Raw genomic sequence first — 18475 nt, 5'->3', positions numbered from 1 at the left:
CCGCGAATATCACCCTGCAAGGCAGCACCCTGCAGGGTGGGCTTGCTTAGAGACCCAGGGAAACGGAACTCCCCTGCTGTTCGGTCAACACCCGATCCAGCAATGTAGGCAAATCTTCCCCGGTGGTGGAGCACTTCCATCCCGGGTTCTGGAAGCTGAGGTGATACCCCCCCGAGCGCGCCGCCACCCACAACTCCTGTACCGCACTCTGGCGTGACAGAATTACCTGGGTGCCATTGTCCTCCAGCGTGATTGTCATCACCGAATCCGCGCGCTCGTAATCCATATCCACATCGCACTCGTCGAGGGCATCCTCGACCGCAATCAGGGTTTCTTCGATGGCGGCATTGTAGGCAGCGTTGGAGGCCGTCTGGGTCATATTCGGTTACTTTTGTTACTGTGTTGCTGAAGGAAGAGGGTCGCTATACTAGCAGGCTTTTCCAGTCTTCTCGTCCCGCGTGATCGCGGTAGGCAGATAATGGCTGGCAGCTAATAGATAGAATCGGGTAAAACTCAAATGCGCACCCCACTGTGTTTACTGGTCGCCTTCACCGCCGTCACCCTGACGCTCAGTGCGTGTGGCCAGAAAGGCCCGCTTTACCTGCCCCAGGACCCCGCTGCGCCAGCCGCGACCGGCGCGACCGCTGTCCAGGGCCAGCCCGCGGGCAACCAGCAGGACAAAGAACAGAAGCCGTCACAAGAACAACAAACCGAGCAACACACGGAAGCAGAAGCAGTCACCAAATGAACGAATTTTCCTACCAGCAGGGAAGCCTTTGGGCCGAGGGCGTGAGCCTGGAACAGATTGCCGAACAATTCGGCACCCCGACTTACGTCTACAGCCGCGCCCACTATGAAGCGCAGTACCGATCCTACGCCGACGCACTGGGCGATCACCCCGGCCTGATCTGCTACGCCATCAAGGCCAATAGCAATATCGGCATCCTGTCGGTACTGGCTCAGCTAGGTGCGGGATTCGATATCGTCTCCGCCGGTGAGCTGGAGCGCGTACTGCTCGCCGGTGGCGACCCCGCCAAAGTGGTGTTTTCCGGCGTGGGCAAGACCGCAGCGGAAATGCGCCGCGCGCTGGAAGTCGGTGTGCACTGCTTTAATGTGGAATCTGAATCCGAACTGGATCGGCTGGAAGCCGTTGCGGCGGAGATGGGAGTGGCCGCACCGGTGTCCCTGCGGGTAAACCCGGACGTAGATGCCAAGACCCACCCGTATATTTCCACCGGACTGAAAGAAAACAAGTTCGGTATCGATATCGAGCGGGCCCGTGACGTATATGCGCGCATCGCCGACTCCCAGAGCCTCAACGCAGTCGGCGTGGACTGCCACATCGGCTCCCAGCTTACCGAGATCAACCCGTTCCTCGACGCGCTGGACCGCCTGCTGGTGCTTATCGACCAGCTCGCCGAAGACGGCACGACATTGGAGCACCTGGACCTGGGTGGCGGCCTCGGCGTGCGCTACCGCGGCGAAGAGCCGCCGGAAGTCAGCGACTACCTCGGCGCGGTGAAAGAAAAACTCGCCGGCCGCGACCTGGCGCTGGTGCTGGAGCCGGGCCGCTCCATTGCCGCCAACGGCGGCGCCCTGCTGACCCGGGTGGAATACCTCAAGCGCACGGATGAGCACAATTTCGCCATCGTCGATGCCGCCATGAACGACAACCTGCGCCCGGCGCTGTACCAGGCGTGGCAGGACATCGTGGCGGTCACACCGTCCAACGGCAAAACGGAAAGCTGGGATATCGTTGGCCCGGTGTGCGAGACCGGCGACTTTCTCGGCAAACACCGCCCACTGGCGCTGGAACAGGGACAGCTGCTGGCCATGCTGTCCGCAGGTGCCTACGGCTTTACCATGAGCTCCAATTACAACTCCCGCACCCGCGCCGCGGAAGTGCTGGTGGACGGTGACAAGACCTATCTCGTGCGCGCGCGCGAGACGCTGGAAGACCTGGTGCGCGGCGAGACAACGGTACCGGCCAAGGACTGACGGGAAAGGACTGACAAAAATCATGCGGCTTAAATTCACCAAAATGCACGGCCTCGGCAATGACTTTGTGATGGTCGATGGCATCACCCAGCGGGTGAAGCTGTCGCCGGAGAAGGTCCGCCAGATCGCCGACCGCCACACCGGTATCGGCTGTGACCAGCTGCTGCTGGTGGAAGCGCCGCGCGACCCCGATGTGGATTTTCGCTACCGCATCTACAACGCCGACGGCAGTGAGGTGGAGAACTGCGGCAACGGCGCGCGCTGCTTTGCGCGCTTCGTGCGCGACCGCCGCCTCACCAGCAAGGAACAGATCCTTGTGGAGACCGCCGCCGGCATTCTCGAACTGAAGGTCCGCGAGAAGGACCAGGTCAGTGTCGACATGGGCGCGCCGATCCTGGAACCGTCGCAGATTCCATTCCAGGCGGATATCCAGGCGGAAACCTACCCGCTGGAAGTCGACGGCGAAATTTACAACGTGGGCGCCGTATCCATGGGCAACCCCCATGCGGTACTTCTGGTGGAAGACGTCACCAAGGCGCCCGTGGAAACCCTCGGTGCGGCCATCGAATGCCACCCGCGCTTTCCCGCGCGGGTAAACGTGGGTTTTCTGCAGATTGAAGATCGCGGCAAGGCCCGCCTCCGCGTGTTCGAGCGCGGCGTGGGCGAGACCCGCGCTTGCGGTACCGGCGCCTGTGCCGCGATGGTCTCCGCACGCCTGCGCGGACTGGTGGACGAGGAAGTCCACATCACCCTGCCCGGTGGCACCCTGACGATCCACTGGTCGGGACCCGGCGAGCCGGTTACCATGACCGGGCCCACAGCGGCGGTATATCACGGACAGATCGTGCTCTGAGGACACGCGTTACAACCGCGCCCTGAGCACAACCCCGAAAAACCAAATAACGACCCGGACCATGACCGATCACAGCGATGCCCCCCTGCTCGACAGCGAAGTTGAGGCCAACCTGGACCGCCAGGTAGCCGCCGACAGCGAAAACCAACGCAACAAGAAACTGCTTTCGCGGCAGGTGGCCCGCTACCTGATCCAGAATCCCACGTTTTTTGCTGAGCATATGGAGCTGCTGGAAACCATCCAGCTGCCCAAGGAATCCGGCAAGACGGTGTCGCTGATGACACACCAGACCAACCTGCTGCGCGAGCGCAATATCGAAATGCGCCAGCGCCTCGACCAGCTGCTGCAGAGCGCGCGAGAAAACGACCAGCTGTTTTTGCACAGCCGTCGCCTGGTACTGGCGCTGCTAGAAGCGCGCACTGTGGCGGAAGCCGGCAATGCCCTGCTGAAAAGTTTCAAGGAAGATTTCAAGGTAGAGGTGACCGCGCTGACCCTGTTCGGGCCCCTGCCCGGCTCCGGCAAACACCTGGGCGATGTGCGCAGCAGCGCCCGCACCAGTGCCGAGACGGCCATTGGCTCAATCCTGCGCAATGGGCGCATCGTGTGCGGCACCCTGCGCCCGGCAGAAACCGCCTACCTGTTCGGCAAAGCCGCAGACCGGGTTGCCTCCGCCGCCGTAGTGCCACTGGCCGACCAGCTGGGGATCCTCGCCGTCGGCTCCAGCGACCCGAACCACTACCGTTCAAGCCTCGACACCCTGTTCCTGTCGTATATCGGCGAAATTCTCGAGCGACTGCTGCCCGATCTGCTGGCGCGGAGCTGAACCCCATGCAGCTCGCAGCAGCGACGGATGCCTTCCTGCTGCACCTGCAGCAGAAAAACCTCTCACCAAACACCCTCGCCGCCTACCGCCGCGATCTGGACAAACTCCAGCAGCTAGCCGACGCCGAGGGCTTAACCGATATTCAGAAGCTCGACGAAATGCGCCTGCGCAGCTGGCTGGCCCAGCTGCACCGCGGCGGACTTTCCCCCAAGAGCCTGCAACGCTGGTTATCTGCCGTGCGCACCCTGCTGCGTTTCTGCGTGCGCGAAGGCTGGCTGAAAGCCAATGTCGCGGAAGGCCTGCGCGCGCCCAAGGCCGCCAAAAAACTGCCCAGGCTGCTCGATGTGGATGCCGCCGCGCAGTTCGTGGAGAGCCCCCTCGATGTCACTACCAACAACAGCGATGAAAGGCTCACCCTGCGCGACGTCGCGATACTCGAACTCTTCTACAGCAGCGGACTGCGCCTGTCCGAACTGACCGGGCTGAACTGGAGCGACCTGGATTTGGCAGGCGGCGAAGTCCGGGTTACCGGTAAAGGCAACAAGACCCGCCTGTTACCCGTGGGCCAGCACGCCCGTCGCGCACTGGAGGAGTGGCGTCGCTGTGCGCCCGCTGCCGTGGCTGACGAGCGCGGTGCAGAGCCGGTGTTTACCAGTGCCAAAGGTCGCCGACTCGGCAACCGCGCCGTGCAGCAGCGCCTCGCGCACTGGGCCCGCGCCGGCGGCGCGGACCAGCGCGTGCACCCGCATATGCTGCGACACTCGTTTGCCAGCCATATGCTCGAATCCAGCGGCGACCTGCGCGCGGTGCAGGAGCTGCTTGGACATGCGGACATCAGTACCACGCAGATTTACACTCATCTCGACTTCCAGCACCTGGCGCGGGTCTACGACAAGGCACACCCTCGAGCGCACAAATCCGATGACGATTGAGGGAGAAAAAATGAAATGAAACGAAGAGTGGGTATAGTACTTGAAGTGAGAAACTGGACCCCGGCCTGAGCCGGGGTGACGTCAATTCTGTCGTCGTACCGGACAGCGCCGGTATCCAGTATTTGCTGCCGCCAGAAACCTCAGATTGGCCGACTGCCGTACTTCGGTTGCGGCTTGCGCGGCGGGTCTGCAGTAACATCCGGTGCCACCTCATCGATCGCACCACCGCGGGCGAGGAAGGCCTCGACCTCGGCACTCAACTGGCTGCGAGCCCGGTGACGGGAGGAAAGTGTGCGCTCTTCGCCGAATTCCTCATTGTCTTTCGAACGAGCGCTGGACTGATCATCTTTCATGTCAATTTACCCTGTAACTTGATACCCCTTGTTACAGAGGGATTACCCCTGCTGCCGCAGAGAAGTTCCGGAATACTCCGTTCCGGCTGTGCAGATTTGCTTCGTAAACTCGTTTCGGCACTCGGTTCAGCAAAAGTGCCAATCCAAAACTGCAAAATAAATCCGCCGGCCGGAAACTTTCCTGCGGCGAAATATTTATAGGCAGTGTCCAGACAGCCCGCCAGAAAAGGTTCCCGAATTTGGTAGAGTTTTTTTGTGCGATTTTTACCCGATTTATTGCGCTTGGTTATGCAATTTTCTGCGCCGCAACTTTGATGGCGTTAACGTCATCGAAAGTATTTACCCGCCACTCGAAAAATCGCCTCACACTGCCCAAATTTCAGACACAAAAAAGCCCCGCTACGCGGGGCTCATAAAACACTGTGTCGGATTCTTTGATCAGACCGCTTCGCTGCCGGTTTCACCGGTACGGATGCGGATGACTTCTTCGAGCGCAGTGATAAAGATTTTGCCGTCACCGATTTTGCCGGTCTGAGCGGCTTTGGTGATGGCTTCAACGGCGCTGTCGACCATGCTGTCGTCCACCGCCAGTTCCAGTTTTACCTTGGGCAGAAAATCCACCACGTATTCGGCGCCACGGTACAGCTCGGTATGACCTTTCTGACGACCGAAGCCTTTTACTTCAGTCACGGTCATGCCCTGTACGCCAACCTCGGACAGCGCAGTGCGCACGTCGTCCAGCTTAAATGGCTTAACCACAGCCGTAATCAATTTCATTCGCTTATCCCCTGATTATGTTTCTTGCGGGCACCGGCCCGAAAACCGGTGCCGGAAGATTCTTTTGCCGCCGGTGGGGAGTGGTCCCGGTCACCGGCGGCCATCTTATGAGCACTTATTTGCTCATAAATTCCGGATAAGCTTCCATTCCGCACTCGGCCAAGTCAACACCTTGCTGCTCTTCTTCTTCGGTAACACGGATACCGGTGATGAGCTTGAGGGCCAACCAGACGGCGAAGGAAGTCGCGAATACCCAGCCAAAGATGGTGGCAGCGCCGATCAGCTGGCCGCTGAAGGAGGAGCCGTCGTTGGTAACCGGTACCAGCAACAGACCCAGCAGACCAACCACACCGTGCACAGAGATCGCGCCAACGGGATCGTCGATGCGCAGTTTGTCCAGGGTGATGATAGAGAAGACCACCAGGATACCACCCAGGGCGCCGAACAGGGTTGCCTGCAGGGCAGTCGGGGTAGAAGGCTCAGCGGTGATCGCTACCAGACCGGCCAGAGCGCCGTTCAGCAGCATGGTCAGGTCGGCCTTGCCGAACAGGATGCGACCGGTGATCAGCGCGGCAATGGCGCCACCAGCAGCAGCGGTGTTGGTGTTCAGGAATACCATGGCCACGGAGTGTGCGTTGGCAGCATCGCCCAGTTTCAGTACGGAACCGCCGTTGAAGCCGAACCAGCCCATCCACAGGATGAAGGTACCCAGAGTCGCCAGCGGCAGGTTGGCACCGGGGATGGCGTAGATTTCGCCGTTCGGACCGTATTTGCCTTTACGTGCGCCCAGCAGCAGTACGCCAGCCAGAGCAGCGGCAGCACCCGCCATGTGCACGATGCCAGAACCGGCGAAGTCGGAGAAGCCCAGGTCGCCCAGGTTATACAGGCCGAATACTTCAGCACCGCCCCAGGTCCAGGCGCCTTCCATCGGGTAGATGAAACCGGTCAGCACAACCGCGAACACAAGGAAGCTCCACAGCTTCATGCGCTCGGCAACCGCACCGGAAACGATGGACATGGCAGTCGCCACGAATACCACCTGGAAGAAGAAGTCGGACGCACCGGAGTAAACGGAGTCACCTTCGAACCCGTTTTCTGCGGAAGCGGTGAGTACTTCATCCATGCTGAAGGCTTCAATACCGCTCAGCAGCCATCCGCCGTCGTACATGATGGCGTAACCGCTAACCAGGTACATGGTGCACGCAATCGCGAACAGCGCTACGTTTTTGGTAAGAATCTCGGTGGTGTTTTTAGAACGCACCAGGCCTGCTTCCAGCATGGCAAAGCCCGCTGCCATCCACATCACCAGTGCACCACACACGAGGAAATAAAATGTATCAATTGCGTACTGCAATTGAAAAATTTGATTTTCCATTTTTCGCTCCGTTTAACCCAAACTTGCCCGAGTTGCCCCGGAAGTTATTGTCTATTGATCAAAGAATCGTTCTGGCAATCTGTTCTGATATTTAGATCGCATCCGCGCCGGTTTCACCGGTACGAATGCGGATTGCCTGCTCAAGGTTTGCAACAAAGATCTTGCCGTCGCCGATCTTTCCGCTTTGTGCTGCAGTACCAATGGCTTCCAGCACGGCGTCAACCTGGCTGTCGTCAACGGCGATCTGCAACATGGTTTTGGGCAGAAAATCCACCACATACTCAGCTCCACGATAGAGTTCGGTATGCCCTTTCTGCCGCCCAAAACCTTTGACTTCACTCACGGTAATGCCACTTACACCGGCTTCTGCCAGCGCATCGCGCACTGCGTCGAGCTTGAAAGGTTTGATGATTGCGGTTACCAGTTTCATGGTTTCCCCCTAATATGAGAGCCCACTCATGGAGCGGGCTCAGTGCGTTGTGGTCTGTTACCAGCTGTAAGAAGCACCAGCGAGTACAGTCGGCTCACACCAATCAGTGTAGAAGCACTCCTGATCGCTCACATCGGTTCCGACCAGTGAGGCGCTCAGGGCCAGGCCACCAAACTCTTTACCCACGGATACGGAGTAATCGATGTAAGAATCGGAACCGTCGAGGAAAATTTCTTCGTCAAACAGGTTCAGACCGGCGCTCAGGTCCAGAGAAATATCGTTGGCCAGGCCGAAGGAATAGCCAGCGCTCAGGTAGTAGAAAGCACCACTCTGCAGCCAGTAGTCGTCGGAGTAGGCGAAGCCCACAGACGCGTCGCCGAAGCTCAGGCTGCCGTAGACTTCCTGGTAATCTTCGTCCCAGTCACTACCGTGGTAGGCGTAATAGATGTAGCCCACGTCGTAGCCAACACCGCCGGCAGTCTCACCGGCGTAACCGCCGTAGAAGTCCTGCTCGAATTTGGTTTCGTCCATGCCGTAGGCGAAATCTACCTGGGAGGCCCAGGTACCGAGGTACACGCCGTTGCCCAGATCCAGATCCACACCACCCTGAACCGCAGGACCGGTATCGGTCTGGGAAATGCCGCGGAAGCGGTAGTCGCTTACCACGCCAATGTTCGCGCTCAGGCTGGGACCTTCGGCGGCAGTTGCTGCACTGCTGATGGCCACGGCCAGAATGCTTCCGGATACGAGGGCGGCAACTTTGTTATTGAATTTGATTCCCACTGTTTGGTTCTCCTTGATCTCTGTGTGAAATGCTCGTCGTACTTTTTTTATTTCAGCGGCATCGACTTCGCCGGGGAAACGGCACTCGCCGCTCTCGCCCAGGCACTTCACTGAAGACCTATCCCCTGTCTCCATTACCAGGGCGATTTGCATAGGGGTACTTGCAGAGTTAGTGCCAACTTTAAAAACTCATCACAAAATCAGCGTGTTACGGTCGTTTTCAGGGGAAAATCCGGCATCGAGAACGGGGCAGTCAGAAGATTTGCGCAAAAATAGTGCGCACCAAAATGGAACCCGCACCACCAGCGAGCATTGCGAGAGTGCACAGGAAGCGGCGTGAACCAATGCGGCGCAACACAATCGTTGCTTGGTGGTAAAACCCCGCTGCGGTACTATTTCGCTTCGTTTTGTAGCGGTTTCTTAGTGGAGAATTGCGCGTGGCACGGGATAAATTGCAACAGTTGTTAAGTGAACTGCAACAACAGGGGGCAGTAATCAGCAGCGATCTGCGTGATGCACTGGAAGTGGCAATGGGAAAACTGCCACTGGTCAGTCAGCGCGAATTTGATACCCAGGCAGCCAAACTGGCGCGTGCAGAGGAAAAGCTCGCGCACCTGGAAGCGCAAATCCGGGAGCTGGAAAGCCGGCTGGACCACTGATCATCTCTGCATCCCGCGGCACTAGCCCGGAGTAACAATTTCCAAGGCAGACCTTTTTTCAAGGAAGAAAAATGAGCCTATCCATTACCTACGCCCGTGCACAGCTGGGCATACAGGCGCCACTGGTGACGGTGGAGACCCACCTGGCCAACGGACTCCCCGCATTCAATATTGTCGGACTGCCCGAGGCGGCCGTGCGCGAGAGCCGCGACCGGGTCCGCAGTGCCATCATCAACAGCCATTTCGAGTTCCCCCAGCGGCGGATAACCGTCAACCTGGCGCCCGCAGACCTGCCCAAAGCGGGCGGGCGTTATGACCTCGCCATCGCCCTTGGCATCCTCGCAGCCTCCGCTCAGATTCCGGGGGAGACGCTGGAACAGTTTGAATTTATCGGCGAGCTGGCGCTGTCCGGCAGCCTGAGGTCCATCCCCGGAGCACTGCCTGCCGCCATGGCCTGCCGCGATACCGGGCGAACCCTGGTCACCGATACTGGCTCGGCCAGTGAAGCCGCACTGATTGCCACTCCCATCAAGGCTGCGTCTACGCTGCTACAGGTCTGCGCGCAACTGCACGGCCGCGAACCACTGCCGGATGCCACGCAAGATACGAATGTGGTACCGGTAGTTTGCGCAGACCTGGCGGATGTACGCGGGCAGCTCAAGGCCCGTCGCGCGCTGGAGGTGGCCGCTGCCGGCTCGCACAACCTGCTTTTTTACGGGCCGCCAGGCACTGGAAAGACAATGCTGGCCAGCCGCCTGCCTGGGATCTTGCCCCCGCTTGCCGAACACGAACTGATCGAAGTCGCCGCGCTCTACTCCAGTGCCGGGCTCGAGCGTGTGCGCCAGCGCCCCTTCCGCGCACCGCACCACTCCGCTTCTCCCACCGCGCTGGTGGGTGGTGGCAGCAGCCCCCGCCCCGGCGAGATCAGCCTGGCCCACCGCGGAGTCCTGTTCCTCGATGAAATGCCGGAATTCCCCCGCTCCGCACTGGAGATTCTGCGCGAACCGTTGGAAAACGGTGAGGTGCGCATTTCCCGCGCCCGCGCGCAGGTCACATTTCCCGCACACTTTCAGCTGGTGGCGGCGATGAATCCATGTCCCTGTGGATACCTCGGCGAACCCCGCTGCCGCTGCACCCCGGACCAGATCGACCGCTACCGCAATAAACTCTCCGGCCCGCTGCTGGACCGCATCGATATGCAGGTGGAAGTGGCGAGTATGAGTGCCAGCCAGCTGCAGGACTCGCCGCGCGGTGAGAGTTCCGCAGCAGTGCGCGAACGGGTACGGATTGCCCGGGAAATTCAGCTGCAGCGACAGGGGAAGATTAATGGTGAACTGAGCGGTGCCGAGCTGGATGAGTTCTGCCGGCTCGGGCAAGCGGAGAGTGCGCTGCTGCGCGCTTCGGTGGAAAAGCTCGGCCTGTCTGCGCGCAGCTATCACCGGGTATTGAAAGTGGCGCGCACCCTGGCCGATCTGGCCGGGCAGGATGCCATCGGTACCGCGCAGATTGCCGAGGCGCTGGCGTACCGCAATCTGGATAGGAAAACCGTTATCCCCGCATAACAAGAAACCACGCTGTAGGAGCCTGCCTGCAGGCAGGCTCCTACATGGTATTTTTCAGGAAATAGAAAACATGCTCCTGTAGCGGATGTCCCGGCGGTAACCCGGGGTGCAGGAAGTTGTCGCCCCGGGTCATACCCAGCTTTTCCATCACCGCGCGAGAGCGAAGATTTTCCGGTACGGTAAACGAAACGATTTCGCTCAGCCCCAGCTGTTCAAATCCAACTTGCAAGCTCGCCCGTGCCGCCTCCGTGGCATAGCCCATCCCCCAGGCGTCTGCAGACAAGCGCCAGCCGATTTCTACCGCTGGCGCAAACGGCATATCGTCGGAGACATGCTTAATCCCGACAAATCCGACAAACCGGTTGTCCGCGAGCGTCTCCACTGCCCAAAAGCCGAAACCATAATTTTCGATATGTGCAATCTGGCGATCGATTCCGGCATCGCTTTCAGCTGGTGACAGTAGAGCCGGGAAATACTCCATCACCGCGGCGTCGGCATTCATCGCGGCAAAAAGTACCCGGTCACTGTCACGCCACTGGCGCAACTGCAGGCGTGAAGTTTTTGGCTCGATCAAATTAACCACTCGCAGCTCCCGGGTATTCAGGATTCATTCAAGCTCACTGGAGCCACCATGTAGTGGCAGATCTCCAAACCCTCCTCTGGCTCAGGGTATGCGCTTATACGGAACCCCAACTTTTCATAAAGGGCCAGCGCCAGGGGATTGCTCTTTAGTACAAACAGCGAGGCGCGTTGAAGCTTTAATTCTCCGCTGCCATAGGAAACAAGCTTTGCTACCAGTTGCTTCCCAATACCTGCCCCTCGAGATTTCGGTGACACAATCAGCCGCGCAAGATGGCAGCAGTCCAGGCGGTTGTAATACTGTCCAAAAGCCAATAACTGACCGTTGTCATCTTGCAATACGTAGGTCGGTAAATCCTGCCAACGGCAGTCGCGAGAAAAGCTTTGCCGATTAAAAGGGTATTCGAACCAAGAGCCAGCCCACAGCCGGCAGGCCTGTTCACTGTCAACCCAGGACATGATCTCCGGAATGAAGTCCTCGTCAAAGGGGATCAGATTTGTTGTCATCGACATATCAAGCTGCACTACCTCTTTCTCCCCTGCACCAGCCATCGATCCAGCTGATCTGCAAACGCTTTGCGCTCCTGCTGGCCCAGCGGCGGCGGACCGCCGGTGTGGACGCCGCTGGAGCGCAGGGTTTCCATAAAATCGCGCATATTCAGGCGCGCGCGGATATTGGCTTTGGAATATTTTTCGCCGCGGGGGTTGAGAGCGGTGGCCCCCTTGTCGATGACCTCTGACGCCAGGGGGATATCCGCAGTGATGATCAGGTCACCCTCACTGCAACGCTGCACGATTTCATTGTCGGCGACGTCGAAGCCGGAGGTGACCTGCAGTGCGCGGATATATTTTGACGGAGGCACGCGCACGTGCTGGTTGGCCACCAGGGTAAGCTCCGTCTCCGTGCGCTCGGCGGCGCGGAACAGAATCTCCTTGATGACAGTAGGGCAGGCGTCGGCATCGACCCAGATTTTCGGCATTAATCGGTTTCTCGCGGTAGTTTATCCGGCTGCTGATCCGGTTGGTGATCCGGTTGGTAATCCAGGGGAGCTCCCTCATCGCATTTCTTGCACTCGAGCTCGACACCCAGCATGTGCAACCTGCCCTCATGTGTGGTGACCCAGGGGCGATTCTGCCACGGTGGGTCGTGGCGCACATGCTGGTTGTGGCCGCAGGCCAGTTGCGCCACCCAGTGATCTTCCGCGTCGCGGTGGTAACCGCAGATAGGTTGTAACATGTGTGACTGTCGCATAAAGAAGGCACCTCGTTGAGGTGCCTTTATAGACAAATAATCGCGGGAGGTAAAAATCAATCTCCCGCTGAGGTCACCTGTGAGGGTCGTTCGGAGGGGTCCGCCTTTTTCTGCCAGTACGGCAGATCGCCGTTGATAAAGACGAGCAGGAACACCGCTGCGCCCAGTGCTGTCCACACATCGAACATGGCGAGCATAAAACCGATCACCAGTGCACAGACCAACTCCAGTGGCTTTTTCACCAGCGGCGCGGCCACCATGATGCAGGCGAAGGCAGTGAGCGCCAGGGTGAGCATCAGCGCGATGGCCATGATGGGTTTGATCAGACTGATCCAGGGCCAACACAGATAGATCAGCGGCAGACCAAAGCCGTAATAGGAGCCGATACCGCTGTGCAGGTCACGCATCTTGTCCCGGCCACGGCGCCAGGTCTGGATCACCACGGCGTGTACCCCGGTCCACAGCACGCCCTGGTAGGGAAACAGCGGCGCAAATACTGCGGAAACCGCGTTGCGCAGCGCGACCGCGATTTCACTGCGCTCGAAGTTGGTGTCGATGGGATCATCTTCCCGCGCAGCCTGTGCGCTATGGATCATCTCCGTACCGGTGACAAAGTCACCGAACAGTATTACGTAGGCCACAAACGCCAGCGGCAACACGTCCAGGTACATGGACGCCGGCGGCCAGCCGATACTCAGCGGCGACACCTTGGCGAGGGTCTCGGTCACCGGAGGCAAGAACAATCCCCAGCGGATGTCGAACTGGATTTCTCCAGCGATCACCCCCACGAGTGCGGCGGCAACGAACCCGGGCAACAGGCCCAGGCAACAGATGCTATCCAGCCATTTGTAGCGCGCACGCATGTGCTGGACCGGTGCGGAGAAGGTAAAAAGCAGTGATACGAGCAAAGCGGTAACGGCGCTGACGGGATGACTCTCGAACAGTGCCACGTCTTTGATAAACACCCGGTCGAGGGCGGATATCGCCGCACCAAAGATGATCCCCGCCTTCAGCGCCACCGGCAGTGCGCTCATCATCCGTCGCGACAGCCCCGACAGGCTGAACACCAGCGCAATACCCGCGAGGCTCAAAGACAGCGCGGTCATCACCTGGAACCGCTCCGGCCCCTCGGGATAACCGCTGACGATAAATGTGAGTACCAGCGGGAATGCAGGAGTCAGCATGCCCGGAGCGAAGGGTTCCCCAAAAATGATGAACGAGGCGCAGAGCACCGTGTTGGCCAACATCAGCAGCGCCAGCGCCTCTTCAAACGACAGGCCGAAGTAGCCGATCATCACCGGAGCCATTATCAGGCTGGTACCGCTGGCCACCACCAGCCCCTGCACAAGCTGGGATGGCACCAGACGGAGATGCAACAAGGGTACGCGGAACGTGAAGGGCCCCCAGCGCCAGCCGCCGGGTTTAACAGCGCCGGATTTCCGGGGAATGGTGTCCGCCGGGCTGCCGGTGGAAGTGGTCTGGTCCATCGCCTTGCGCTCGTTATTGTTTTTACGCCTTCGAGCTTAGGTGTGGCCAGACCGGGCCGCCATTATTTGCCAGGTAATCTGGTTTCAGGAATTACCTGGACGGCCGACCTCCCCGGAACCCTGCAATGGGCGATAAAGCAGCGGGTGATCTTCCGGCACTGCGGCAAGCTCTGCGTCACTGACGACTCGCTGGCGATCGTCACGGTAGATACGGCCAATCAGCAGGCGCGGGTGCACCAGCTGCGAGGTGGACGACAGGGTATCGTTATACACGGTGAGGTTTACCACGCCTTCGTCCGTTTTCAGCGCCAGCGGATAGTCGCTGGTATGGATCAGGCGCCTCCCCAGCTGCTGCCAGTTTTCGGGTAACGCGCCCGCCGCTTCCAGCCGCTCGAGCACGTCCCAACCCATCGGGTTGTCGCTCTGCAGGGTCTCCATGGTGAGGTACAGGGCCAGGCCGCAGGACAGAGCCAAACCGTTGTGCAGTTGCGGACGCAGGCCCATGGGATTCATCACCAGTTCGTACATATTCGGTTCTTCCAGCAGCACTGGATCAACCCTGGGCAGGAAAAACGCCAGCCAGGCCCGGTTCACCGAAATCACGCGGCCAAAGTTATCCAGCGCGAACGCCGGTTCCGGCTCGGCGCGCGCCAGCGCATTGAGCAGCGATTTGTTCATCCACACCGCCAGTTCCGGGGTCTCGAATACCGACTGGTCGGCGGAGAAGCCCGCCGCGGTGAGCAGATAGGCGCGGTCCCGCGCGCTCAGGCCAAAGCAGTCCGCCAGCGCGGCGGCTACCAAACGCGAGGGTTGCGAGCGCCCGGTCTCGAGGAAGCTGATATGTCGGGTGGATACACCCAGATCCTCGGACAGTTGCTCCTGGGACAAGCCGAGCGTCTTGCGCCAAAAATGCATCAGCCGCCCGAAGGCACTCTCGCTGCGGGATTGCTCCACCAGGGTGAGCGGTGTGTTGGTCTTCATGGTGCGGCCCCGTGTTATCGATTGTTCTTTGCCGCCTCCTCTGAACGGGAGGATTCTCGTCGTCGCACTGGTCAATATAAATCCAACGCCGGACGCAGCCAACCCGGATCGCGGCTGGTAGAATCGCGCCCTGTATCGACCCGATCTAATGTCGGGGCCAGTGGCCCCCAGCAGTACCCGACCCAGTTTCCACTATGACCAAGCTCAATCCCCGCCAGGCGGAAGCCGTGAAATACATCGACGGGCCCTGTCTGGTGCTGGCCGGTGCCGGCTCCGGCAAGACCAGTGTAATCACGCGTAAAATCGCCTATCTGATCGAAGAATGCGGCTATCAGGCGCGAAATATTGCAGCGCTGACGTTTACCAACAAGGCCGCGCGGGAGATGAAAGAGCGGGTCGGCAAGCTGATCACTGGCCCCGATGGCAAGAAGTCCAAGGCCTCCCACGGCCTTACCGTGTCCACCTTTCACAACCTGGGCCTGAACATACTGCGCAAGGAGTATCGCGCCGCCGGCTTCAAGCCCGGCTTCTCCATTTTTGACTCGGAAGACGCCCGCGGTCTGATCAAGGAGCTGATGTTGCGCGACGGCGACCTGGATACCGACCTGCTGGATAGGGTGCAGAACCAGATCTCCAACTGGAAAAACGACATGCTGTCCCCGCGCAAGGCGCTCGAAATGGCCCAGAGCCCGGGGGAACAGGCCATGGCGGTGGCCTACGGGCGTTACTGCGACGCCCTCAAGGCCTACAACTCCGTCGACTTCGACGACCTGATCATGATCCCGGTGCAGCTGTTCGACACCGACCCCGAGCTACTGCAGCGCTGGCGCCGTAAAATTCGCTACCTGCTGGTGGATGAATACCAGGACACCAACAGCTCCCAGTACCTGCTGGTGAAAATGCTGGTAGGTAGCGGCGGCGGCCTCACCGTGGTGGGCGACGACGACCAGTCGATCTACGCCTGGCGCGGTGCGCGCCCGGAAAACATGAGCCAGCTGAAGCAGGACTACCCCAACCTGCGCCTGATCAAGCTGGAGCAGAACTACCGCTCCACCAGTCGCATCCTCAAGGTGGCCAACCACCTGATCGCGCACAACCCGCACGAGTTCGACAAGGCGCTGTGGTCCGACAAGGGCCTGGGTGACGAGATCCGGGTGCTCAAGGTCACCAACGAGAACGAGGAAGCCGAGCGCGTCGCCAACGAGATCTTCCTGCAGAAGGCCCGCCGTGGCGCCAAGTTCATGGACTTCGCGGTGCTGTACCGGGGCAACCACCAGGCGCGACTGATCGAGATGAAGCTGCAGGAAAACCAGATTCCGTACCAGCTCTCCGGCGGCACCAGCTTCTTCGCCCGCGCCGAAATCAAGGACGTCATGTCCTACCTGCGCCTGCTGGTAAACCCGGACGACGACAACGCCTTCCTGCGCATCATCAACACCCCGCGCCGGCAGATCGGCACCAGCAGCCTGGAGGCTCTGGGCAACTATGCCAAGGGTCGCGAGATCTCGATGCTCAGTGCCTGCTCGGAAATCGGCTTCAAGGAGCACATTACCGAGGCGGGCTACGAGCGCCTCAACCGCTTCGCGCACTGGCTCGACGGCGTCGCGCGCAACTGCCGCGACAACAGCCCGGAGTCCGCGTTGCGGGAAATGCTCGACGATATTGACTACGCAGGCTGGCTGTCGCAGAACGCCAGCAGCGAGAAGGTCGCCGAGAAGCGCATGGAGAACGTCTACTGGCTGCTCGACAGCTTGATGAAAACCATGGAAGGCACCGACGACGAGCTGGAGCAGGATGTCCGGCTCGAGCAGGCCATCTCCAAACTGATCCTGCGCGACATGCTCGACCGCCAGGAAGAAGAGGAAGCCACCGATAAGGTCAGCCTGATGACTCTGCACGCCTCCAAGGGTCTTGAATACCCCCATGTATTCATGATCGGCATGGAAGAAAACCTGTTGCCGCATCGCAACAGCATTGAGGACGACAATATCGAGGAAGAGCGCCGGCTGACCTATGTGGGCATCACCCGCGCTCAGAAAACCCTGACCATGACCCTGGCGGGCAAGCGCAAGATGTTCGGTGAAAACCAGGACACCACCCCCAGCCGCTTCCTTGAGGAGCTACCGGAGGAGGATTGTGTGTTTGAAGGGTTCGGCAAGGCCTCGCCGGAGCAGAATCAGGCCAAGGGTGCGGAAACTCTGGGATCGCTACTCAGTATGTTCGATTGACGCAGTGCATCGAAGCAGACTTAGCCCTGCATAGAGATACAAAAAAGGCCGCTCCCAGAGCGGCCTTTTTTATGCGTGCATTGTGAGTGCTTACTTACTTGCTGCCTTCCACCATATGGTCAACAGCGGCTTTCACCTCATCATCGGAACAGGTCATACACAGACCTTTCGCCGGCATCGCGTTGAAGCCGTTGATAGCGTGAGTGTAGAGCGTATCCATACCCTGGGCTACACGCGGGCCCCAGGCGCCAGCATCGCCCATTTTCGGAGCACCGGCCGCGCCAGTCGCGTGACAGGCCGCACAGTGCGCACCATACACGTCGCTGCCGCTGCGGGTACCGCCAGAAGAAGCGCTGGCCGCGGGCGCCGCCGCCGCACACTCATCGCCCTTCATGCAGGTCTTGCCTGCCGGCGCGATGCGCTCCGAGATCTCTTCATCCACAGACTGGGCCACAGCCATTGCCGCACCCGCCGCTACGGCCAGCGCCGCTACAAAATTCATTACAACTTTCATCCAATCCCCCAAAAGGCCCCAAACGGCCTGTAGATTCCGGCGCGTTGCCACATACCTCTACAATTCAGCCGCGCATTATAAGCATAGCGCCGCCTGCTGCGAAGGGCTGCGCACCAACACGGCCCAATCCGGGCCATTAAACCTCCAATATCCTTTGCCCCGCCACGGCCCTTCTGTATAATCCGCCTCCGCGCCAAGATTGTGTAACCCATTGATTTGGCGCAGATTCGACCAACAAGGTCAGAGTTCACCGCCCGTAGCTCAGCTGGATAGAGCGTCGCCCTCCGGAGGCAACAGTCACCGGAAACTAGGGCGCAAAGGGCAACTGTCGTACAATACGGCAACCTAAATTGACCACCCGTAGCTCAGCTGGATAGAGCGCCGCCCTCCGGAGGCGGAGGCCAGAGGTTCGAATCCTCTCGGGTGGGCCATTTCACTTCCTGTCTAAATTTGACCGCCCCTCTGATCTTGGCACACCCTCTCAAAATTCGTCTGTGCCCATATTGTGCCCGTTCTGTGCCCAACTGCATTCGCCCCCAAAACCGGGGAATGCAAATTTGACCGCTGCCCCCTTTTCGTCGACTCCCCGTACCAAACCAGCCCCCTTATGATCGGTAATTTCCCACCTCTGAAATTTACCAGCTCCACATAAAGCATTGTGGCGCGATTGGACAAGGTTAAATTGTCGCTATTTCAATTCATCGGGAGCGCATGCTCTTCTGCGTAAGCAGGTCCTAAGGTTTCCACTTTCTTTGGGTAACTCGGACTGCTAACGAGGCTGTAGAAAAACGAATTTTAATTAAATCGTTTTTAGACCCAACCTCCCGATTGAATTAATGACCACAATTTAAGCACAGACTTTTCACCTAATCACTCAATGCGCGCAATT

The 18475-nt window shown here is 59.3% G+C and carries 21 protein-coding genes and 1 tRNA gene; 9 read left to right on the top strand and 13 right to left on the bottom strand.

Annotated features, from left to right (window positions below):
- Positions 1–46: 46 nt before the first annotated feature.
- The gene (gene cyaY, locus LC059_RS14605; RefSeq protein WP_226704606.1) at positions 47–379 is read right to left on the bottom strand and encodes an iron donor protein CyaY; all 333 of its coding nucleotides are present in this window, start codon (positions 377–379) and stop codon (positions 47–49) included.
- Between the two features lie 138 nt (positions 380–517).
- Between cyaY and lptM the strand changes: the two genes are divergently transcribed.
- The 5 genes from lptM (at position 518) to xerC (ending at position 4606) form a co-directional block, all read left to right on the top strand.
- Positions 518–748 (top strand): LPS translocon maturation chaperone LptM, encoded by a 231-nt coding sequence (lptM, locus tag LC059_RS14600; RefSeq protein WP_226704605.1) that lies wholly within the window; start codon positions 518–520, stop codon positions 746–748.
- Complete coding sequence (lysA, locus tag LC059_RS14595; protein WP_226704604.1) at positions 745–1998, top strand: diaminopimelate decarboxylase; 1254 nt, start codon at positions 745–747, stop codon at positions 1996–1998. Before lptM ends, lysA begins: the two co-directional genes overlap by 4 nt.
- 22 nt (positions 1999–2020) lie before the next feature.
- A complete protein-coding gene (gene dapF / locus LC059_RS14590; protein WP_226704603.1) occupies positions 2021–2851 on the top strand; it encodes a diaminopimelate epimerase in 831 nt (276 codons plus the stop codon).
- A 61-nt stretch (positions 2852–2912) separates the two neighbouring features.
- Positions 2913–3674, top strand: coding sequence for a DUF484 family protein (locus LC059_RS14585; protein ID WP_226704602.1), 762 nt, complete (start codon positions 2913–2915; stop codon positions 3672–3674).
- A gap of 5 nt (positions 3675–3679) precedes the next feature.
- On the top strand, positions 3680–4606 hold the full coding sequence (gene xerC, locus LC059_RS14580; protein WP_226704601.1) for a tyrosine recombinase XerC: 927 nt from the start codon (positions 3680–3682) through the stop codon (positions 4604–4606).
- Between the two features lie 140 nt (positions 4607–4746).
- Here the strand turns inward: xerC and LC059_RS14575 are convergent, their stop codons facing one another.
- From LC059_RS14575 to LC059_RS14555, 5 genes are all read right to left on the bottom strand, one after another.
- Positions 4747–4959: a hypothetical protein gene (locus LC059_RS14575; RefSeq protein ID WP_226704600.1), complete on the bottom strand. Its 213-nt coding sequence runs from the start codon at positions 4957–4959 to the stop codon at positions 4747–4749.
- A gap of 438 nt (positions 4960–5397) precedes the next feature.
- Complete coding sequence (locus LC059_RS14570; RefSeq protein WP_043319767.1) at positions 5398–5736, bottom strand: P-II family nitrogen regulator; 339 nt, start codon at positions 5734–5736, stop codon at positions 5398–5400.
- Positions 5737–5851: 115 nt separating this feature from the next.
- Entirely contained in the window at positions 5852–7111 is a 1260-nt protein-coding gene (locus tag LC059_RS14565; RefSeq protein WP_226704599.1) for an ammonium transporter, read from the bottom strand.
- A 91-nt stretch (positions 7112–7202) separates the two neighbouring features.
- Entirely contained in the window at positions 7203–7541 is a 339-nt protein-coding gene (locus LC059_RS14560; RefSeq protein WP_226704598.1) for a P-II family nitrogen regulator, read from the bottom strand.
- A 57-nt stretch (positions 7542–7598) separates the two neighbouring features.
- Positions 7599–8324 carry a TorF family putative porin gene (locus LC059_RS14555; protein ID WP_226704597.1) on the bottom strand — a complete coding sequence of 242 codons (726 nt, stop codon included), beginning with the start codon at positions 8322–8324 and terminating at the stop codon, positions 7599–7601.
- A 437-nt stretch (positions 8325–8761) separates the two neighbouring features.
- Between LC059_RS14555 and LC059_RS14550 the strand changes: the two genes are divergently transcribed.
- Together LC059_RS14550 and LC059_RS14545 are read left to right on the top strand one after the other, a co-directional pair.
- The gene (locus LC059_RS14550) at positions 8762–8983 is read left to right on the top strand and encodes an accessory factor UbiK family protein (RefSeq protein WP_226704596.1); all 222 of its coding nucleotides are present in this window, start codon (positions 8762–8764) and stop codon (positions 8981–8983) included.
- 71 nt (positions 8984–9054) lie between these two features.
- On the top strand, positions 9055–10545 hold the full coding sequence (locus tag LC059_RS14545; protein ID WP_226704595.1) for a YifB family Mg chelatase-like AAA ATPase: 1491 nt from the start codon (positions 9055–9057) through the stop codon (positions 10543–10545).
- Between the two features lie 40 nt (positions 10546–10585).
- On the opposite strand, the gene LC059_RS14540 is transcribed toward LC059_RS14545, so the two are convergent.
- The 6 genes from LC059_RS14540 to LC059_RS14515 form a co-directional block, all read right to left on the bottom strand.
- A complete protein-coding gene (locus LC059_RS14540; RefSeq protein WP_226704594.1) occupies positions 10586–11128 on the bottom strand; it encodes a GNAT family N-acetyltransferase in 543 nt (180 codons plus the stop codon).
- Between the two features lie 17 nt (positions 11129–11145).
- Entirely contained in the window at positions 11146–11649 is a 504-nt protein-coding gene (locus LC059_RS14535; RefSeq protein WP_226704593.1) for a GNAT family N-acetyltransferase, read from the bottom strand.
- The gene (locus LC059_RS14530) at positions 11649–12104 is read right to left on the bottom strand and encodes a YaiI/YqxD family protein (protein WP_226704592.1); all 456 of its coding nucleotides are present in this window, start codon (positions 12102–12104) and stop codon (positions 11649–11651) included. Before LC059_RS14530 ends, LC059_RS14535 begins: the two co-directional genes overlap by 1 nt.
- Positions 12104–12376: a DUF3565 domain-containing protein gene (locus LC059_RS14525; RefSeq protein WP_226704591.1), complete on the bottom strand. Its 273-nt coding sequence runs from the start codon at positions 12374–12376 to the stop codon at positions 12104–12106. Before LC059_RS14525 ends, LC059_RS14530 begins: the two co-directional genes overlap by 1 nt.
- A gap of 56 nt (positions 12377–12432) precedes the next feature.
- Positions 12433–13863 (bottom strand): hypothetical protein, encoded by a 1431-nt coding sequence (locus LC059_RS14520; RefSeq protein WP_226704590.1) that lies wholly within the window; start codon positions 13861–13863, stop codon positions 12433–12435.
- An 84-nt stretch (positions 13864–13947) separates the two neighbouring features.
- A complete protein-coding gene (locus tag LC059_RS14515) occupies positions 13948–14844 on the bottom strand; it encodes a helix-turn-helix domain-containing protein (protein ID WP_226704589.1) in 897 nt (298 codons plus the stop codon).
- Between the two features lie 194 nt (positions 14845–15038).
- On the opposite strand from LC059_RS14515, the gene rep reads away from it, so the two are divergent.
- Positions 15039–17072 carry a DNA helicase Rep gene (gene rep, locus LC059_RS14510; RefSeq protein ID WP_226704588.1) on the top strand — a complete coding sequence of 678 codons (2034 nt, stop codon included), beginning with the start codon at positions 15039–15041 and terminating at the stop codon, positions 17070–17072.
- A 94-nt stretch (positions 17073–17166) separates the two neighbouring features.
- Here rep and LC059_RS14505 read toward each other — a convergent pair whose 3' ends face one another.
- Positions 17167–17586 carry a c-type cytochrome gene (locus LC059_RS14505; RefSeq protein ID WP_226704587.1) on the bottom strand — a complete coding sequence of 140 codons (420 nt, stop codon included), beginning with the start codon at positions 17584–17586 and terminating at the stop codon, positions 17167–17169.
- A 354-nt stretch (positions 17587–17940) separates the two neighbouring features.
- Here LC059_RS14505 and LC059_RS14500 point away from each other — a divergent pair.
- Positions 17941–18017: transfer RNA gene (locus LC059_RS14500), tRNA-Arg, on the top strand.
- Positions 18018–18475 lie beyond the last annotated feature (458 nt).

The sequence above is a fragment of the Microbulbifer elongatus genome (assembly GCF_020524885.1).
Classification (GTDB): Bacteria; Pseudomonadota; Gammaproteobacteria; order Pseudomonadales; family Cellvibrionaceae; genus Microbulbifer; species Microbulbifer elongatus_A.
The sequence above is the reverse complement of the archived record's forward strand: the minus strand, read 5'-3'. Positions and strand labels throughout refer to the sequence as shown.